The sequence below is a fragment of the Catellatospora sp. KI3 genome (assembly GCF_029948125.1).
In the GTDB taxonomy this organism is placed as follows: Bacteria; Actinomycetota; Actinomycetes; order Mycobacteriales; family Micromonosporaceae; genus Catellatospora.
This window is the reverse complement of the sequence record NZ_JASAMB010000009.1, coordinates 238,218-254,629: the sequence shown is the minus strand read 5'-3', so window position 1 is coordinate 254,629 and position 16,412 is coordinate 238,218. Positions and strand designations below refer to the sequence as shown.

Below are 16,412 nucleotides of genomic sequence, written 5' to 3'. Positions count from 1 at the left end.
TCCACCACCGACAAGACCCCGAAACGGACACCCGTCGATACGCTGACGCAACGTACGCCCGCCTCAGCCCTCCTGCGGAACCAATCGGACGAACTCGGTCGCGATCCGATCACTCACCGTAGCCGACGTGACAACGATCACATTGGGCTGTGACGCGCCTGTGCCCGCGATGAGAAAACCCTGAGCGGGAAACGAATGGGCACCGTCGAGCACCGTCGCGATGGCGATCTCGTCGGCCGCCACCACCAGCCCGCAGTTGCCCTGGCTCAGGGTGGGCAGGTACGAGCGCCCGTTCTCGACCGTCTGCGCTCCCGTGATCTCCAGGAACTGGGCCCGCACCAGCGTCTCGACCGACGCCCGCTGCATCGCCGTCCACACCGGCCGGTTCTGCTCCCCCGCCACGCCCTCGGCACCGGTGAGCAGGCAGACGGCCTGGGTCCGGTACGGCCGCGACAGCGGCGGCTCAGGCCGGCTCGACTCCCACCACAGCCAGCCATAGGCCCCGACCACGAGGCCGACCGCCACGGCCCAGCTCAGCCACCACTTGTCCAGCACCTTGCGCACCGCTGCTCCCGTCCCCGATTCGGCGGACAGCCTCGCACGCGCCGGCTGTGGCGGTCCACCCTCCAGGGGCACCGATTCACGACCCTGACGCTTCCCGGATCCGACCGCGAGCAGGCGAACAACCTGACCACACCACTCTGATCAGCCCGAACGCACCAGCGGTCGCCGAGGTCCGAATCAGGGTGAACCACGCCCGCGGACTCGGGGTGATCACCCTCCCGGCGGGCTGCCGGGCCATCGATGATGGCGCAGGGTCGTCGCGACAGTCGCGGGGACCGGGGTGGAGGGGACTACATGACGGCCATTGCGGCACCGGTACGCCACCGCAGGCGTACCGCCGCGTTCTGGTGGTTCACGCTCAGCGCGGTCGGCATCGCCGTCTTCGCGGCGCTGCCCTACCTGACCAGCTCACTGCCGAGCCTGGCCGAGGGCGACAACGGGCTCGCCGCCGACTACGCGGCCCGCCCGGCGATCGTCCAGTTCGCGCTGTACGCCCATATCGTCGGCGCGGCGCTGGCGCTGCTGCTGTCGCCGCTGCAGTTCGCGGCCCGGCTGCGTGCCCGCGCTCCGCGCCTGCACCGGGTGACCGGCCGGATCGTCTTCGGCTCGATCATGCTCGGTGGGGTGTCCGGGCTGGTCCTGGCGCCGTTCAACGGTGCCGGGCTGGTGGGCCTGTTCGGCTTCGGCGGGCTGGCGGTGGTCTGGCTGTGGTACGCCGTGACGGCGCTGCGGGCGATCCGGCGCGGGGACGTCGCGGCGCACCGGCGGTGGATGGTGCGCACGTTCGCGGTGACGTACGCGGCGGTGATGCTGCGGCTGTGGCTGCCGGTGCTGATCGTGGCGCAGATCGCGCTGACCGGGGTCGACGGGCAGGTGGCGTTCGACCGGGCATACCTGGTGGTGCCGTTCCTGGCCTGGGTGCCCAACCTCATCGTCGCCGAGTGGTGGCTGCGCCGCGCACGCGGCTGAGGGCTGAAGAGTCAAGAAGGGCCCCTTCTACATCGGATTCCGATAAGAAGGGGCCCTTCCTTAACTCACTGGAAGGTGAGGGTGCCGGTGGCGGGGTTGCGGACGCAGGCGAGGGTGCGGTTGGCGGTGGTGGCGGCGGCCGCGAGGCACTGGCCGAGGACGGCGTGGCCGGACGCGTTGGGGTGCCACGACTCCTGGCACGTCTGGAAGTACGTGACGCAGGCGTTCGCGAACCGCTGGATCGCGATCTTGTCGTACCCGGACAGGCTGGTGATGGGGTTGCCGGTCGGGCCGTCCTGGATGCGGACCGGGGTGGCCAGCGTGCCGGTGGGGCTGTTGGCGTTCTCGCACAGGCGGGCGCCGTCGAAGGCCCGCTGCACGTTCAGGTAAACCAGGTCGGCGTTGGGGAACTCGGCGGCCAGGGTGGTCCGCGAGTTGCTGACGATGGTGCCCAGCGCGGCGGAGAACCGCTGGCCGGGGGCGAGGCTGGCCCGGTGGATCGGGCAGCCGGCGGCGTACCGCTCGGCACCGAGGTCGCGGAACTTGTCCCGGGTGTCGTCGCGGCCGTCCTGCTCCCAGAAGGAGGAGTACAGCTCCGGCGGCAGCGGGTTGGTGTAGTCCTGCAGCACGATGCGGTGCTGGCCGTCGGCGTCGATCTGGTCGAGGGTGGTCAGCAGCTGGCGCAGCGCGTTGGTGGTCTCGGCCGTGGCGGCGGCGACCTCGGCGGCGGTGGCCAGGTCGGCGTCGGTGCAGGGCTCCTGCGGGACCGGGCCGTTGAGGTAGGCCCAGAACTCCCACCAGCCGGTCCACGCGTCGGCGATGAACCGGTTCGCGCACAGCGACGCCACGTCGCCGAACGTGAACGAGCTGTTGTTGGAGCCGAGACCGACCAGGACCAGGTCGATGTCGTTGGTCTGGGCGACCGCGCGCAGCTGGTCGAGCTGGGCGGCGACCAGGCGGCCGTTGGTGCGGGTGTTGGACGCGCTGGCGATGTCCTTGGGCTGCCCGCCGGAGCAGGCGAGGTTGAACCGGGCCGCGATGCCGGGCAGGTTGGCCTGCTGCAGCGAGGCGTTGGCCGAGCGGTGGCAGAAGTAGGCGTTGTTGTTGGCCGCCGACCAGCCGGGGAAGGGCTGGCTGACGCCGTTGACGTCGACGACGGCCTGGTAGGCGCCCGCGCCCTCGCCGCTGATGAAACTGTCGCCGATGGCCACCGCCGCCGTGGGCAGGGCTGCGGTGGCGGGGGTGGCGACAGCGACGGCACCAGAGCCGAGGGCCGTGACGACCGCCGCCAGGAGCGTGACGCGACGGAGTCTGGTCACTTTCGCCCCTTTCTCCTGATAGGAACGTGAGATATGTTCGGGGATCAGACCACGCGTCACGAACTACGTCAATGCCTCGATGAAGAGCCGCAGGTCACGCACTTCTCCGTATCCCATTTTTCCTACCGGATCAGTAGGCTATCGTCCTGACGTGCAGCCGCCGTGCCGAGGAGGACCACCCATGCCCGCGTTCCACTGGTTCCTGCCCACCTCCGGCGACGGGCACCAGATCGGCTCGGCCACCGTCGCCGCCGGGGCGGCCGATCACACGCGCGCCGCGAGCATCGGCTACCTCACCGAGGTCGCCCAGGCCGCCGAGCGGGCCGGATTCACCGCCGCGCTGACGCCCGTCGGCGCGGGCTGCCCCGATCCGTGGATCGTCTGCACGGCCGTGGCCCAGCACACCGAGCGGCTCAAGCTGCTGGTCGCGTTCCGCACCGGGTTCGCACTGCCCACGCTGCTGGCGCAGCAGGCCGAGGCGTTCCAGGCGATGACCGGCGGGCGGCTGGCCCTCAACGCGGTCACCGGCGGCGACCGGTCCGAGCAGCGGGCGTACGGCGACTTCCTGGAGCACGCCGAGCGCTACGAACGTACCGGCGAGTGCCTGGACGTGCTGCGGCGCGCCTGGGCCGGGCAGCCGTTCGACTACCAGGGACGCCACTACCAGGTGGAGCGCGGAGGCCTGCGGCAGCCGCTGGACCCGGCGCCGCCGCTGTACTTCGGCGGCGCCTCGGCGGCCGCCGAGCAGGTGGCGGCGCAGCACGCCGACGTGTACCTGATGTGGGGCGAGCCCCCGGCGGCGATCGCCGAGCGGGTGGCGCGGATGCGGAAGCTGGCCGCCGAGCAGGGCCGCACGCTGCGGCTGGGCATCCGCCTGCACGTGATCGCCCGGCCGACCGCCGAGCAGGCTTGGGACGAGGCCGACCGCCTCCTGGCGGGTATGGCGCCCGAGCGCATCGCCGCGGCGCAGCAGCGGTTCGCCCGGATGGAGTCGGTCGGGCAGGCGCGGATGGCGGCCCTGCACGGCGGCAGCGCGGAGAGCCTGCTGGTGGCGCCGAACCTGTGGGCCGGGGTCGGCCTGGTGCGCGAGGGCGCGGGCACCGCGCTGGTCGGCAGCTACGCCGAGGTGGCGGCGCGGATCAGCGAGTACGCCGCACTCGGGCTGGACGAGTTCATCCTGTCCGCCTGGCCGCACCGCGAGGAGGCCACCCGCATCGGCACCCACGTCCTGCCGCTGGTCACCGCCTGAGGCGCGGGGTCAGCGGGCCAGCTGCGAGTAGCCGCCCATGTGGTAGAGCAGGGGCTCGCCGTCGCGCTGGTGGGCGTCGACGGGACGCCCCAGCACGATCGCGTGGTCACCGGCCGGTATCCGTTCGACCACCTCGCACACCAGCGTGGCCAGCACCCCGCCGAGCACCGGCACGCCGTACGGGCCGGGCGCCCACAGGCTGGTGTCGGCGAACCGGTCGATGCCGCGGGTGGCGAAGTTGCGGGCGAGCTCCTGCTGCCCCGCCGCGAGCAGGTGGATGGCCACGTGCCGGGCGCCGGCGACGGCGGGCCAGCTGGTGGAGTCGCGGTCGAGGCAGAACGACACGAGCTGGGGACGCAGCGACACCGAGGTGAACGAGGTGGCGGTGAACCCGGCCGGTCCGATGTCGCCGTGCCCGGACGTGGTGACCACGGTGACGGTCGTGGCGTGCTGGCGCAGCAGCCCGAGGTATCTGCTCACCTCGATGCCTGCGACGGCGGTGGACTGCTCCGAGGGTACGGCGATGGTCATGGGGTGCCTCTCGGTGAGGGTGTGCTAACGGTAGCTCGCCGGGGGATCTCCATGGGTGCGCAATGTGACACAGTCAGGAATGCGGGGCCGCCACCGCGGGTTGGCCGTCGCCGGTGACCTCCCGGTGCACGGGTCCGGGCAGGCGCGAGCGCCATACCGACCAGCCGGAGGCGAGCAGGGCCGCGCCCGTGCCGACGAACAGCACCCGGTAGTCCAGCACGGAGACGAGCCCGGCCCCGGCCGCGATCGCCACCGCCGAGGGTCCGCTGATCAGCGCGTCGACCCCGGCCGCGACGCGGCCCATCATCGCCGCGGGGGTCGCGCGCTGCAGCAGCGTGTGGAAGCTGACCACGGTGACCGACAGTCCGCATCCGAAGAAGACCATCCCGGGTACGGACAGCCACAGGTGCGGCACCACGAACGACAGCGACGCCGGGGTGAGCGCGAGCATGCCCAGTGCCACGGCGCGCACCTCGCCGAGCCGGCGGATGAGCGGGGCGGCCAGGGCGCCGCCGAGCAGGCCGCCGACCCCCTGCACCGCCGAGAGCACGCCGACGAAGCCGGGCTGCCGGTGCAGGCCCTGGTCGACGTAGGCGAAGACGAGGGTCTCGTTGAAGCCGAGCATGAAGATGCTGACCACCATGCCGGTGGTGACGCGGCGCAGCACGGGGTGGGCGGCGACGTGGCGCAGCCCGGCACCGGCTTCGCGCAGCCAGTGCGGCGCGGACGGCTCCGGGGCGTCCTCGCGTACCCGGATGACGGCGATGGCCAGGGCGGACAGCACGAAGCCGGCGATGGTGACGGCGGCGACGGTCCAGCCGCCGACGGCGGTGTAGAGGGCCGCGCCGGCGATGGGGCCGCCCAGGCGCAGCCCCTGCCGTACGGTCTGCAGGGCGCCGTTGGCCTCGGCGAGCAGCTCGTCGGGGACGACGACCTTGACGAGACCGGCGAGTGCGGCGCTGACGGCGAGGTAGGACAGGCCGTAGAGGACGGCGACGACGTAGATGATCCACGCGTCGGCGCGCTCGCGTACGGCGAACAGCGGGATGAGCGCGGCGGCCACGGCGAGGTTGGCGCCGACCAGGAACGGCCGCCGCCGGAACCGGTCGACGAACCAGCCGACCAGGGGCGCGAGCAGCATCGGCGCCACCACCGCGAAGATGATCATTCCGGCTTGGCCGCTGGAGCCGGTGATGTCCTTGACCCAGATCGCCAGCGCCAGGACGAGTATCGACTCGGCGGCCATACTGGCGATCAGGCCGCAGAACAGCAGCCGGAAATCGGCACGACGCAGCACCTGGCGCATCCGCGTCTCCTCACATGCACGAGGCGGGTCGACAGGATATCCCTTTCCATGGAAATCGACGATCTTTCATTCATACCGGTGCGCGCGTTGCGCCCGTACCCGCTGCTCGCAGCGGTGACAATGGCACGGTGGAAGAAGAACGGTTCGCCGGGCGGGTCGCGATCGTCACCGGCGCCAACCGGGGCATCGGGCGCGAGGTGGTGCGGCAGCTCGCGCAGGGCGGGGCGAGCGTGGTGCTGGGCGCGCGGGACCGGGCCCGGGGCGAGCAGGCGGCCGAGGAGCTGCGCGCGGCGCTGACCGGCGGCGGGCAGATCGTCGCGCTGGGCCTGGACGTCACCGACCCGGTGAACCTGCGCGCGGTCGCCGCCGCCGTGGGCGAGCGGTTCGGGCGGCTGGACGTGCTGATCAACAACGCCGCCATCCTGTACGACACCTGGCAGCGCACCGAGCACGCGGACCTGGACACGGTGCGCCAGGCGCTGGAGACGAACGTGCTCGGCGCGTGGCAGACCACCCAGGCGCTGCTGCCGCTGCTGCGCTCCGGCCGGCATCCGCGCGTGGTCAACGTGTCCAGCGAGGCCGGGTCGCTGACCGGGATGGGCGGCGAGACTCCGGCGTACGGCGTGTCGAAGGCCGCGCTCAACGCGCTAACCCGCAAGCTGGCCGACGACCTGGCGGGCAGCGGCATCCTGGTCAACGCGGTGTGTCCGGGCTGGATCGCCACCGACATGGGCGGCCCCGGCGGCGCGCCCGTGGCCGAGGGCGCGGCGAGTGTGCTGTGGGCGGTGGATCTGCCCGACCGCGGACCGACCGGTGGATTCTTCCGGCACGGCCGCCCGCTGCCCTGGTAACCGGACAATGCCAGGCGAATGACCGCCAACAACGCGCGGCACAAGGTGTCGGATCCATTACTGCCGGGTCACGGCGGCGCCTAATTGGACGCCGTCCAAAAGCGGCTTTCCGGATCTGCCGGGCGCATCATTGTCCTCACCGTTCCGACCGGTATGGACGACCGATCCCCCTCCGGCTGATCATCTGATTGTGTGCTGCTGACGGCGGTGGTTGGGTGACACCGACATCGGCCACGGTCGGGCCATACGGCTCGGGCACGGGCCTGTTGAATGGTCGGACGTCCCGACGGGGCGACTTCAACACGGCACTGCCGGGCTGACGGTCGGTGGGCGACTGCCATAGGTCAATGAACCAGTGGCCCACCAATCCAAAGGATCATCGTGTCAATAGGCGACATTCTCGTCTGGACAGTGGCCGTAGTGCTGCTCGCGGCCGTGGCGTTCTTCGTCAAGGCCGTCTTCTTCGACAAGCGCCCGCAGAAGTTCGCGTTCGCGCTCTCGATCCTGTCCATCCCGCTGTACCTGATCTACTTCGCCGACCGCTGGCCCTGGGGCGAGCTGCCGATGCGCAAGGCCGTCCAGTGGCTGGACAACTTCGACAACGCCGACCCGGCCTTCGACTCGTCGGTCGCGCCCGCGTTCATCATCGGCGCGGTCCTGCTGACCCACCTGGTGGTGCTGCAGCGTGTCGCCGCCGGCCGCCGGCTGGAGCGCCTGCAGGACCCGATCGCCACGTTCTTCTCCAGCACGGTGCTCGCCGCGCTCGTCGGCGGCGTGCTGGTGTCGACGTTCCACTGGGGCTGGACCGGCTCGGTCATCGTCGCCGTCGTCTACACGCTGGTCTACCTCGGCGTGCTCGCGCTGCTCGCGGCCGTCATCGAGATTCTGGTCGAGCTCGCGAAGCTGCTGGGCGTGTGGCTCAAGCGCCGCGCGTTCCTCATCGCCACCGGCATCACCCGCGGTTCCAGCTTCGTGTCGTCGCTGGCGGGCCGCCTCGGCCTGACCGACATGGCCGAGAAGATCCGCGCCAAGCGCGACGGCCAGGAGGCCATCTTCGTCGACGAGCAGGACGCCCAGGACAAGGAGCTGTACGCGGCGTTCCTGCGCGACCGCGCCTCGCAGCGCCGGATGGCGGGCCGCTCCGAGGAGGAGATCGCCGCCGAGATCGAGGAGCTGACGGCCCCCGAGGGCATCGTCGTCGCGGACGCCGCCGCCGAGGAGCCGGCCAAGAAGCCGAGCCGCTCGCGCCGCAGCCCCGTGAACCCCGCCCCGGCCCAGGCCGACGCCCCCGCCGCCGAAACAGCCGCCCCCGAGACGGCCACCGCCTCCGCCGACGCATAAAGCACCAGGTTAGGAAGGGGCCCTTCTACATCGGATTCCGATAAGAGGGGCCCCTTCCTTTCGTTTTCAGCTGAGGGCGGTGTGGGCTTCGGCGGCGGCGCGCTCGCCGGAGGCGATCGCGCCGTCGACGTAGCCGCACCACCGCTCCGCCGTCTCGGTCCCCGCCCAGTGGATCCGCCCCACCGGCTCCCGCAGCGCCGCCCCCACCTGCGTCCACGCCCCCGGCGGCAGATGCGCCCCGTAGCACCCCCGCGTCCACTCCTCGGCATTCCAGTCCCGCTCGAGGAACGCCACCGGCTCCAGCGCCCGCGGCCCCACGAAGCGGCTCAGCGACCGGAGCACCTCCGCCCGCCGCTGCTCGGCGCTCACCTCGCCCAGCCGCAGCGACTCCGGCCCGTCCAGGAACGCCAGCAGGATGCCCGGCCCGCCGCCCCCGGCGGGGCTGGCGTCGAACGCCACCTTGACCGGGCCCTGGTCGCTGGCGGCCTCGGCGGACAGCCCGTCGGCCCGCCAGAACGGCGTGTCGTAGACGGCGTGGCACTTGATGATGCCGCCGTGCGGGGTGCGCTGGGTGAGCTGGTCGCGGCGGGCGGGCAGGGCCGGGGTGTACGCGATGCGCCCCGCCAGGGTCGGCGGCACCGCCACCACGACCCGCCGGGCGCGCAGTTCGCCGGTCGGCGTCTGCACCCGTACCCCCGTCTCGTCCTGGGTGATCGCCCGCACCGGCGTGTCCAGCCGGACCCGGCCGCCCAGGTGCGCGGCCAGCCGGACGGCGAGGGTGCCCAGGCCCTCGACGACGCGGTCCTGCTGCGCGCCGCCGACGGTGCTGATCAGGGTCTCCAGGCTGGTGCCGCTGGCGCAGTAGAACAGCGCGTGCAGGAGGGAGAGGTTGGCCGGGACGGTGGCGAAGACGGCCTCGCAGGCGGTGCGGAAGAAGTCGCGGCCGCGCTCGGTGAAGCAGGTGCGGCGCAGCCACGTCTCGAAGGTCTGGCTGTCCAGGTCGGTGGCGCGCGGGGTGCGCCACGGCCGCGCCAGGTCGACGGTCCGGGCCAGGCGGTCGAAGCGGAACTGGGTCTGGCCGACGTCGAGCAGCGTGAGCGGGTCGAGCTTGGGGATGCGGCCGGTGTAGCGGCGGGCCTTGCCCCGGAACACGACCAGGGCGCTGCCGCCGGTCGACTGCGGCTGGGTGGCCAGCCCGAACCGGGCCAGCTCGGTGTACAGCAGCTCCTGGCCGGGCCCGACCCACTGCCCGCCCTGGTCCACCACGTACGGCGGGAAGCCCGGCACGTCGGCGGTGAGGGTGCGGCCGCCGACGCGCTCGCGCGCCTCCAGCACCAGCACGCTGCGGCCCCGCGCGACCAGCCGGTCGGCGGTCACCAGTCCGGCGACCCCGGCCCCGACCACGATGACATCTGCGTCCATGGTGGGGGATGGTATGCGAGCGATTCTCGCTATAGGGTCCCCCGCATGATCGAGACCGCGAGCCACCCGGCTGAGCCTGAAGCCCGACCGCAGCTCGCCGGGCTCGGGCGCCGACTGGCCGGGTTCGCGCTGGAGCTGCTGCTGTGCGCGGCGACCCTGGTAGTCGGCTGGCTGGCCTGGTCGGTGTACGAGTGGCGCCACGGCCGCACCCCCGCCAAGCGGCTGCTCGGCCTGCGCGTCGTCGACGCGGTGTCGGCCGAGCCCGCCGGGCTGCGCACGATGGCCCTGCGCCAGGGCGCGTACGCGCTCGGCGTGGTCGGCCTGTTCGGCGCGGCCACGCTGGGTCTGGGCTGGGTCGTCGCGGCGCTGTTCGTGCTCTCGCCGACGCGGCAGGCGATGTGGGACCGGCTCGCCTTCACCGCCGTGGTCCGGTCGCGGTGACCGCCCGGCTGAGCGCGCCGCTGGGCCGGGGTGCCCGGCTGGCGCGGCTGCTCGCGCTGCTGGTGGTCGTCCCGTGGACCCTGGTCGCGCTGAGCAGCCAGGTGCCGGGCGCGCTGTCGGCGGTCACGGGCGGCGGCGACGGTCCCGACCATCCGGACGCGGCGGCCTGCGCCCGCTACCGCTCCCCTGACCGGGTGCCGGTCAGCGGCCACGACGAGCCGGACGCGCGGCTGCGGGTGTTCGCGATCGGCTACCACCTGGACCTCGGGCACGCGGAGAGCTACGAGACGTGGCGCACGGCGATGCGCTGCCTGGTGGAGGAGACGGTGCTGCCGCACCGCAAGCCGGGGGTGCCGACGCTGATCGTCTTCCCCGAGGACGTCGGGCTGCCCACGGTCGGGATCGGCGCGCGCGGCGCCGGGGTGCGGGCGCAGGCGCGCGGCGCGGCGCGGGCCGCCACCGAGGCGGTGCCGCTGGGCATGGCCGGGGCGCTGGCGCAGCTCAACGTGGCGTACGCGCCGCAGATCGCGGCGTACCAGGTGCGCTTCGGCGGGGTGGATCCGCGCAAGCAGGTGCTGCTCGGCGCGACGGACACGTTCGTACGCGCGTTCAGCCGCACCTTCTCCGAGATCGCCCGCGACTACGGCGTGTACGTGGTGGCCGGCAACAACCAGGCCCGCTACCGGGTCAGCCGTGATCCGGCCGAGGTCGCCCTGTTCGCCGACCCGGCGTACCGGTCGACCGGCACGGCGTACGTGGCCACCGAGTCGCGGGTGGCCAACGTGACGTTCCTGTGGGGGCCGGACGAGGTGCGCGCCGACGCCCCCGACTTCGAGCGCAACCTGCTGTTCCGCAACGAGAAGGTGCCGCTGACCGCGCTGGAGCTGGACCTGCTGGGCCTGGACGAGGGGCCGTCGAGCGGGGCGGCGGGGCGGGCCAACGCCAGCGGCGTGGACGTGGCCGGATTCCGGGTCGGGTTCGCCACCTCGCTGCCCGCCTTCGGCTACGGGTACCCGTTCGGGCAGCGTCCGGCCGGGTTCGACCCGTGCGCCGACCTGCGCGTGTCGTACGCGGCCTGCCTCGACGCGCAGGGCGTCGACGTGATGGTCCAGGCCGACGCCAACCCGGGCCGCTGGGCCACCGCGGCGCAGAGCGGCGGCTGGCAGCCCCTTGAGTGGATGGGTTCGACCTGGCGCGCCGTGGCCGACCCGACCGTCAGGTTCCGCTACAACGTGACCCCGATGATGACCGGCAACCTGTTCGACCTCGTGTTCGACGGCCAGAGCGCGATCACCGGCCGGGGCGCGACCGGGCCCGGCCGGCGCTATGTCGGCACCGGCGAGCGCACCGCCACCGACCCGGCCGAATACCAGGTGTACGCCGGGGACAAGCCGGAGTTCCTGGCCCTGTCGCCCTGGTCGGCGCCGGACGGGACCCGGGACGCGCTGGCCGCGGCGGCCGGGCGGCTGGCCGCCGGGTCGGGCACCCCGCAGGAGGACGGGTACGTCGAGTCGGTGCTCTACGCCGACCTGGTGCGCTGATCAGGTCGCGTCCCCGGCCGGCTCGAAGTTCCAGGCGGTCTGGCTGAACCGGGTGCCCTTGCCGAAGCCGAGGGCACGCACCGGGTCCACCCGGTAGACCAGGGCGCAGCCGCCGACGTGATGGAAGGCCTCGTCGGCGACCTCGTAGCGCCAGTCGGGGCCGTACTTGAACTCGTACACCAGCGCCACCCGGGACAGCTCCGGCGTCTGGCGCACCCGGACCGCGTCGCCCTCGACGACCAGGTCCAGGCCCTCGTCGAGGGCGTTGGTGCCGGTGGTGAGCACGCAGTGCGGGTTCTCGGCCAGGTTGCGGGCCTTGCGCTCGGTCGGGCCGGTGCAGAAGTACAGCGCCTCCTCCGACCACACCGCCAGCAGCGGCGTCACGTGCGGGCGGCCGTCGGGGCGCACCGTGGACAGCCAGAACACGGGCGCGTCGACGAGGCGCGCGCGGGCGTCGGCCCACGGTACGGGCTCGGCCCCGGGACTGCTGAACCGGGCGTCGAGCACGGCGGTCGGCTCCGACCGGGTGAGGTGTCCCATCGCGTCCTCCGATCAACGGTCGGACGGGCGGCTGCCAGGGCCCGCCGACGGCGAAAGCCGGGCGGCGACGCGAACCCGGCCCGGCTGCCATGCCCCGTCCGGGTCGGGGCTAAACGTCGCCCAGCGCGTGGGCCACCAGGGCCAGATCGGCGACCAGGCCCTGGTACAGCGCCTCCCGGTCCTCGGCACGCAGCACCGCCGACGGGTGGATGGTCGCGGCGAACCGGCCGTGGGCACCGGCGAAGAGCTCGGGATGGTGCGCCGCGTCCGGCCACGGCAGCAGCTGCCCGCGTACGCCGGAGATCGTCGCGGCCGGACCCAGCAGCGCCTTGACCGCCGTGCCGCCCAGGGCCACCACGAACCTGGGGCGCAGCAGTTCCAGCTCCGCCACCAGCCACGGCAGGCAGGCGACGACCTCGGTACGCGTCGGCGTCTGATGGATGCGGCGCTTGCCGGTGTCGCGGTGCTTGAAGTGCTTGACCGCATTGGTCAGGTACGCATCAGTCCGGGCCAGACCCGCCTCGGCCATGGCCCGGTCCAGCACCTTGCCCGCCGGGCCGACGAACGGCGCGCCCCGGCGGTCCTCCACGTCGCCCGGCTGCTCGCCGACCAGGACCACGGCGGCCCGGCCCGGACCGGCGCCGAAGACCGTCTGGGTGGCGTCGCGGTAGAGGTGGCAGCCTCGGCAGCCGCCCGCGGCCGCGCGCAGGTCGTCGACAGAGCCCGGATGCGCGGGTACGAACTCCTCCGCCCCCGGTTCGGTTCTGGTGGCCACGCGCTGGTCGTACCCCGGTGGGCCGGGGTTCAACCCCGCTCAGCTCGCCAGCACGGCCCGGCGCTCCCGCTCGGCGCCCTCCAGGGCGGCGGTGGTGTCGGCCAGGTGCCGGTCCAGGGTGCGCCGCAGGCCCGCCACCCGCTCGACCGAGTGCCCGACGTTGCGCAGCGCCTGCTTGATCCGGTCGCGGACGGCCAGGTCGGTGAAGATGTTGTCGAACCACACGTCGGCGAACCGGGTGAAGCCCTCAAGCTCCAGCTCGGGCAGGGTGAGGTTCACGTCGCGTACGTCGGCCAGCTCGGTGCGCAGCTTCGCGATGTGATGGTCGGCAACGGTCGCGGCGGAGGCCGCCTCGTCCATCCGGTCGTGCTTCATCGCGCTGCTGAACGCGCCGCCGCCCAGCCACGTGTCGTAGCCCGACCAGTCGTCGGCCTTGCCCAGCAGCACGGCGACCCGGTCGAGGCTCTCGGCGGCCCGTGCGGCCGCCGCGGCGGCCTCGCGCAGCTCCTTGAGCTCGGCGGTGAGGCTGCCGCGCCGCTCGGCCAGCTCCAGCAGGCGCCCGGCCCGCGGGTCGCCGCTGTCGGCCAGGTGCTGCTCCTTCTCGGCCAGCACGGCGGTGTAGTCGAACTCGGCGGTACGCAGCGTCGCCAGCCGCGCCCGCGCGACCGCCAGCTCGTCGGCGAGCACCCGCAGCCGCTCCTTCGCCTCGGCCACCCGGTACGCGGCGGCCTGCTCCTCGGCCCGCTCGCGGGCCAGCGCGTCGTCGCGCGCTCCGCGCAGCGCCAGCCAGATACGGGTCAGCGACATGCCCTCCAGCTTGGCGACGTCGGCCGCCTCAGCGGCGTGCGCCTTGGTGACCAGCCCCAGCTGCCGCTGCGCACCGTCGACGCGCTCGCCCAGCTCCCGGCAGCGCTGCGTGGTCACCTGGTGCTCGCGTACGGCTTCCGCCGCCGCCGCCAACCGGATCTGGATGTCGTCCAACATGCCGGACATTGCAGCATCCCACTGCAAGCCGCTCGCCTCGACGCGGTCTGCGCGGTCAGTCGGTGTCGGGCAGGCCTTCGAGGCGCCGCAGGCGTTCGATGATCTCGGCGGTGAGGTCGAGGCTGTCGGGGGACAGCCCGGACATGCGGTGGGCCAGGCGGCGTACCCGCGAGTCGCGCAGGGCGCCGACGGTACGCAGCTCCCGGTCCACCGCGGCGGCGCGGTCGGGGTCGAGGAAGTAGGCGACGTCGACACCGAAGTGGGCCGCGATGCGGCCGACCAGCTCGTGGCTGGGGTTGCTGCGCCTACCGGTGCGCAGCATCCCGATGTACTGCGCCGACACCTCGGTCGCCTGGGCCACCATCTCGTCGGTCTGCCGTACGCCGCCCGGCTTGATCGTCTCCAGCAGGTGGTTGTACCGCTCGGCGAAGGGCGGGGGCGCCGGCGGTGCGCTGGGAAGAGGCATGCGTTCGGCCCTTCCGGGGTCGTGCCCCGCCTCATCGGGCGGTCGGGGATGCCGCATCGGGGTCCTCCACTATGGACGATCATCGAACAGGCCCTATGTCTTCGGCAAGCCTGCCCGATGGGTCCGGTGGCGCGGTCAGCGCTCGGCCGAGTCCTGCAGCTCGTCGAGCTGGTGCCCGAACGCCATGATCACCGCGTCGAACTGGGCCTGGATCGCGGGCAGGTTGGACCGGGCCGTCTCCAGCGCCCGCAGGCACGTGGCCAGCATCGCCACGTCGCGCGCCAGCCGCTCCCGGTCCGGGCTGTACGCTCCCCCGGCCGTGGCGCGGTAGCTGGCCGCCGCCCGGTCGGCGTCGCGGCGGGCGTTGTCGATGATGTGCGCCGCCTGCTTCTCGGCCGACTCCACGATCAGGCGGCTCTGCTCCTGCGCCGCCGCGATCACCGTGTCGGCCTGCGCCTGCGCCCGCGCCGTCAGCGTCACCGCCTCGGCGGCCACCTGCCGGGCCCGCGCCGCCGCGTCAACCGGCTGGAACCGGTCCCCCAGCCGCTTGACCCGGTCCAGCTCCGCCTGCTGCGCCAGGATGTACGCGTTGAGCGCGTCCACGTCCTCGGCCAGGCCGCGCCGCAGCCGGTCCACCGCCTCCTTGTCGTAGCCGCGCTTGCGGCCCGCCGCGTCAGGCAGGTGGTATCGCATGATCGACTCTGGTGTATGCGGCACCCGCCTGCGCAGGTCCGGCTGCTCGTGGGCGCTCGCGGCGCTGATCGGGGTCACCCTGCCTGCTTCCTCAACGGGTCGCCGCGGAGTAACCCGCGCCGGCGGTGGACGGTCGGTAACGCGTGCCGTCGTACTCCTCCACATGCACCCGGTCGGCCGGCACCCCCGCCGCCGCCAGGTCCTCGCGCGCCGCCGCCACCATCGCCGGGGGGCCGCACGCGTAGATCTCCAGATCGTTCAGCTTTCCCGCGTTCAGCGCGGCCGACACCACGTCGTCGCGGCCGCCGGACACCGTGACCACCGACAGCCAGCGGTGCGCCGCCTGCAGTCCGCGCAGCGTGTCCAGGTCGTACAGGTCGGTGTCGGAGCGGGCGCCGACGTACAGCTCCACGCCCCGCACCGGCACCCCCGAGCCGGTCTCGACCTCGACCTGCTCGACCAGCGCGCGCAGCGGCGCCAGCCCGGTGCCGCCCGCGATGAGCAGCAGGTCGCGGCCCCCGCCCGGCAGCAGCGTGAGCCGGTCGCCGACCGGCGCGCCGAGCCGGATCTGATCCCCCTCGCGCAGCTGGTACACCAGCGCCGGGCTGAGCTGCCCGCCCCGGTACGCCCGGACGTGGAACTCGATCGTGCCGTCGGCGCGCGGGGTGTTCGCGGGTGAGAAGTAGCGCCACACCCGGGGCCGCAGCGGGCACTCCAGCGACAGCGACTGCCCCGGCCAGTACGGCAGCGGCATCGTCGGCCGGACCGTGAACACCGCCAGGTCCGGCCCGCGCAGCTCGTGTTCGAGCACGTCCGCGGTCCACCAGGCAGGCTGGCTGCGCGCGGCGTGCTCGGCCGCCCGCATCATCGTCGCCGACACCTGGTCGTAGGCGGTGGCCCAGTCTCGGGCCAGCTCCGGGGTCCAGGCATCGCCCAGGAAGTGCTCCAGGGTCGCCATCAGCGCCTGGCCGATCTGCCCGTAGTGCGAGCCCACCACCGAGAACTTGCGGTGGTCGCGGCCCAGACTCTCCAGGTAGGCCGCCGCCCGGTCGAGCCGGTCGACCTGCGCCACGATGTGGCCCAGCGCCTGCAGCAGCTTGTCGCGCTGGGCGGCCATGGAGATCGGGAACATGTCGCGCAGCTCCGGGTACGCCACGAACAGGTAGGCGTAGAAGTGCTGCGCCGCGCGGTCGCCCTGGGCCAGGACCGTGGCGAAGCTGCGCTGCAACCGGGCGGCGTCCATGGTCAGGCGGCCGCCGCGAGCACGGGGCGGATCGGCTCGGACTGGCCGGGGCCGGCCGGTGGGGCGGTCGGGGTCTGACTCATCGTCGCCTCCGGCTCGTCGGGTGGCTCACGTGGGGCGGCGCATCGACGCGCAACCAGCAGTTGGTAATTGTCGTTCCATCCAAACTGCTGGTTG

General features: G+C 73.1%; 17 protein-coding genes. 6 read left to right on the top strand and 11 right to left on the bottom strand.

The features are described 5' to 3' along the window. Positions 1 to 63 precede the first annotated feature (63 nt). Positions 64 to 564: a hypothetical protein gene (locus QEZ54_RS17285; RefSeq protein ID WP_281305643.1), complete on the bottom strand. Its 501-nt coding sequence runs from the start codon at positions 562 to 564 to the stop codon at positions 64 to 66. Positions 565 to 858: 294 nt separating this feature from the next. Here QEZ54_RS17285 and QEZ54_RS17280 point away from each other — a divergent pair, with 294 nt between their 5' ends. Beyond that, a complete protein-coding gene (locus tag QEZ54_RS17280) occupies positions 859 to 1,533 on the top strand; it encodes a DUF2306 domain-containing protein (protein ID WP_281305642.1) in 675 nt (224 codons plus the stop codon). Between the two features lie 65 nt (positions 1,534 to 1,598). Here the strand turns inward: QEZ54_RS17280 and QEZ54_RS17275 are convergent, their stop codons facing one another. Beyond that, positions 1,599 to 2,852 carry a hypothetical protein gene (locus tag QEZ54_RS17275; RefSeq protein WP_281305641.1) on the bottom strand — a complete coding sequence of 418 codons (1,254 nt, stop codon included), beginning with the start codon at positions 2,850 to 2,852 and terminating at the stop codon, positions 1,599 to 1,601. 181 nt (positions 2,853 to 3,033) lie between these two features. On the opposite strand from QEZ54_RS17275, the gene QEZ54_RS17270 reads away from it, so the two are divergent. Next, positions 3,034 to 4,101, top strand: a complete 1,068-nt coding sequence (locus QEZ54_RS17270; RefSeq protein WP_281305640.1) for an LLM class flavin-dependent oxidoreductase — start codon at positions 3,034 to 3,036, stop codon at positions 4,099 to 4,101. A 9-nt stretch (positions 4,102 to 4,110) separates the two neighbouring features. Here QEZ54_RS17270 and QEZ54_RS17265 read toward each other — a convergent pair whose 3' ends face one another. Further along, positions 4,111 to 4,632 (bottom strand): flavin reductase family protein, encoded by a 522-nt coding sequence (locus QEZ54_RS17265; protein ID WP_281305639.1) that lies wholly within the window; start codon positions 4,630 to 4,632, stop codon positions 4,111 to 4,113. Between the two features lie 73 nt (positions 4,633 to 4,705). Further along, entirely contained in the window at positions 4,706 to 5,938 is a 1,233-nt protein-coding gene (locus tag QEZ54_RS17260; RefSeq protein WP_281305638.1) for an MFS transporter, read from the bottom strand. A gap of 128 nt (positions 5,939 to 6,066) precedes the next feature. Between QEZ54_RS17260 and QEZ54_RS17255 the strand changes: the two genes are divergently transcribed. Further along, a complete protein-coding gene (locus QEZ54_RS17255) occupies positions 6,067 to 6,789 on the top strand; it encodes an SDR family oxidoreductase (RefSeq protein ID WP_281305637.1) in 723 nt (240 codons plus the stop codon). Positions 6,790 to 7,200: 411 nt separating this feature from the next. Next, complete coding sequence (locus QEZ54_RS17250; RefSeq protein WP_281305636.1) at positions 7,201 to 8,130, top strand: hypothetical protein; 930 nt, start codon at positions 7,201 to 7,203, stop codon at positions 8,128 to 8,130. A gap of 66 nt (positions 8,131 to 8,196) precedes the next feature. On the opposite strand, the gene QEZ54_RS17245 is transcribed toward QEZ54_RS17250, so the two are convergent. Then, the gene (locus QEZ54_RS17245) at positions 8,197 to 9,552 is read right to left on the bottom strand and encodes a flavin monoamine oxidase family protein (protein WP_281305635.1); all 1,356 of its coding nucleotides are present in this window, start codon (positions 9,550 to 9,552) and stop codon (positions 8,197 to 8,199) included. A gap of 45 nt (positions 9,553 to 9,597) precedes the next feature. Here QEZ54_RS17245 and QEZ54_RS17240 point away from each other — a divergent pair, with 45 nt between their 5' ends. Both QEZ54_RS17240 and QEZ54_RS17235 read left to right on the top strand, forming a co-directional pair. After that, entirely contained in the window at positions 9,598 to 9,993 is a 396-nt protein-coding gene (locus tag QEZ54_RS17240) for an RDD family protein (protein WP_281305634.1), read from the top strand. Beyond that, positions 9,990 to 11,534 carry a hypothetical protein gene (locus QEZ54_RS17235; RefSeq protein ID WP_281305633.1) on the top strand — a complete coding sequence of 515 codons (1,545 nt, stop codon included), beginning with the start codon at positions 9,990 to 9,992 and terminating at the stop codon, positions 11,532 to 11,534. The genes QEZ54_RS17240 and QEZ54_RS17235 overlap by 4 nt, the downstream gene beginning before the upstream one ends. On the opposite strand, the gene QEZ54_RS17230 is transcribed toward QEZ54_RS17235, so the two are convergent. The 6 genes from QEZ54_RS17230 to QEZ54_RS17205 all read right to left on the bottom strand — a co-directional run bounded on the left by QEZ54_RS17230 (position 11,535) and on the right by QEZ54_RS17205 (position 16,235). Further along, entirely contained in the window at positions 11,535 to 12,074 is a 540-nt protein-coding gene (locus tag QEZ54_RS17230) for a pyridoxamine 5'-phosphate oxidase family protein (protein ID WP_281305632.1), read from the bottom strand. Positions 12,075 to 12,183: 109 nt separating this feature from the next. After that, positions 12,184 to 12,849 carry a UdgX family uracil-DNA binding protein gene (locus QEZ54_RS17225; protein WP_281305631.1) on the bottom strand — a complete coding sequence of 222 codons (666 nt, stop codon included), beginning with the start codon at positions 12,847 to 12,849 and terminating at the stop codon, positions 12,184 to 12,186. A 39-nt stretch (positions 12,850 to 12,888) separates the two neighbouring features. Beyond that, positions 12,889 to 13,842, bottom strand: coding sequence for a hypothetical protein (locus QEZ54_RS17220; RefSeq protein WP_281305630.1), 954 nt, complete (start codon positions 13,840 to 13,842; stop codon positions 12,889 to 12,891). A gap of 46 nt (positions 13,843 to 13,888) precedes the next feature. Further along, positions 13,889 to 14,299, bottom strand: a complete 411-nt coding sequence (locus QEZ54_RS17215) for a helix-turn-helix domain-containing protein (RefSeq protein WP_281305629.1) — start codon at positions 14,297 to 14,299, stop codon at positions 13,889 to 13,891. A 135-nt stretch (positions 14,300 to 14,434) separates the two neighbouring features. Then, positions 14,435 to 15,070, bottom strand: coding sequence for a hypothetical protein (locus QEZ54_RS17210; RefSeq protein WP_281305628.1), 636 nt, complete (start codon positions 15,068 to 15,070; stop codon positions 14,435 to 14,437). A 13-nt stretch (positions 15,071 to 15,083) separates the two neighbouring features. Then, positions 15,084 to 16,235, bottom strand: a complete 1,152-nt coding sequence (locus tag QEZ54_RS17205) for a globin domain-containing protein (RefSeq protein ID WP_281305627.1) — start codon at positions 16,233 to 16,235, stop codon at positions 15,084 to 15,086. Positions 16,236 to 16,412: the final 177 nt, after the last annotated feature.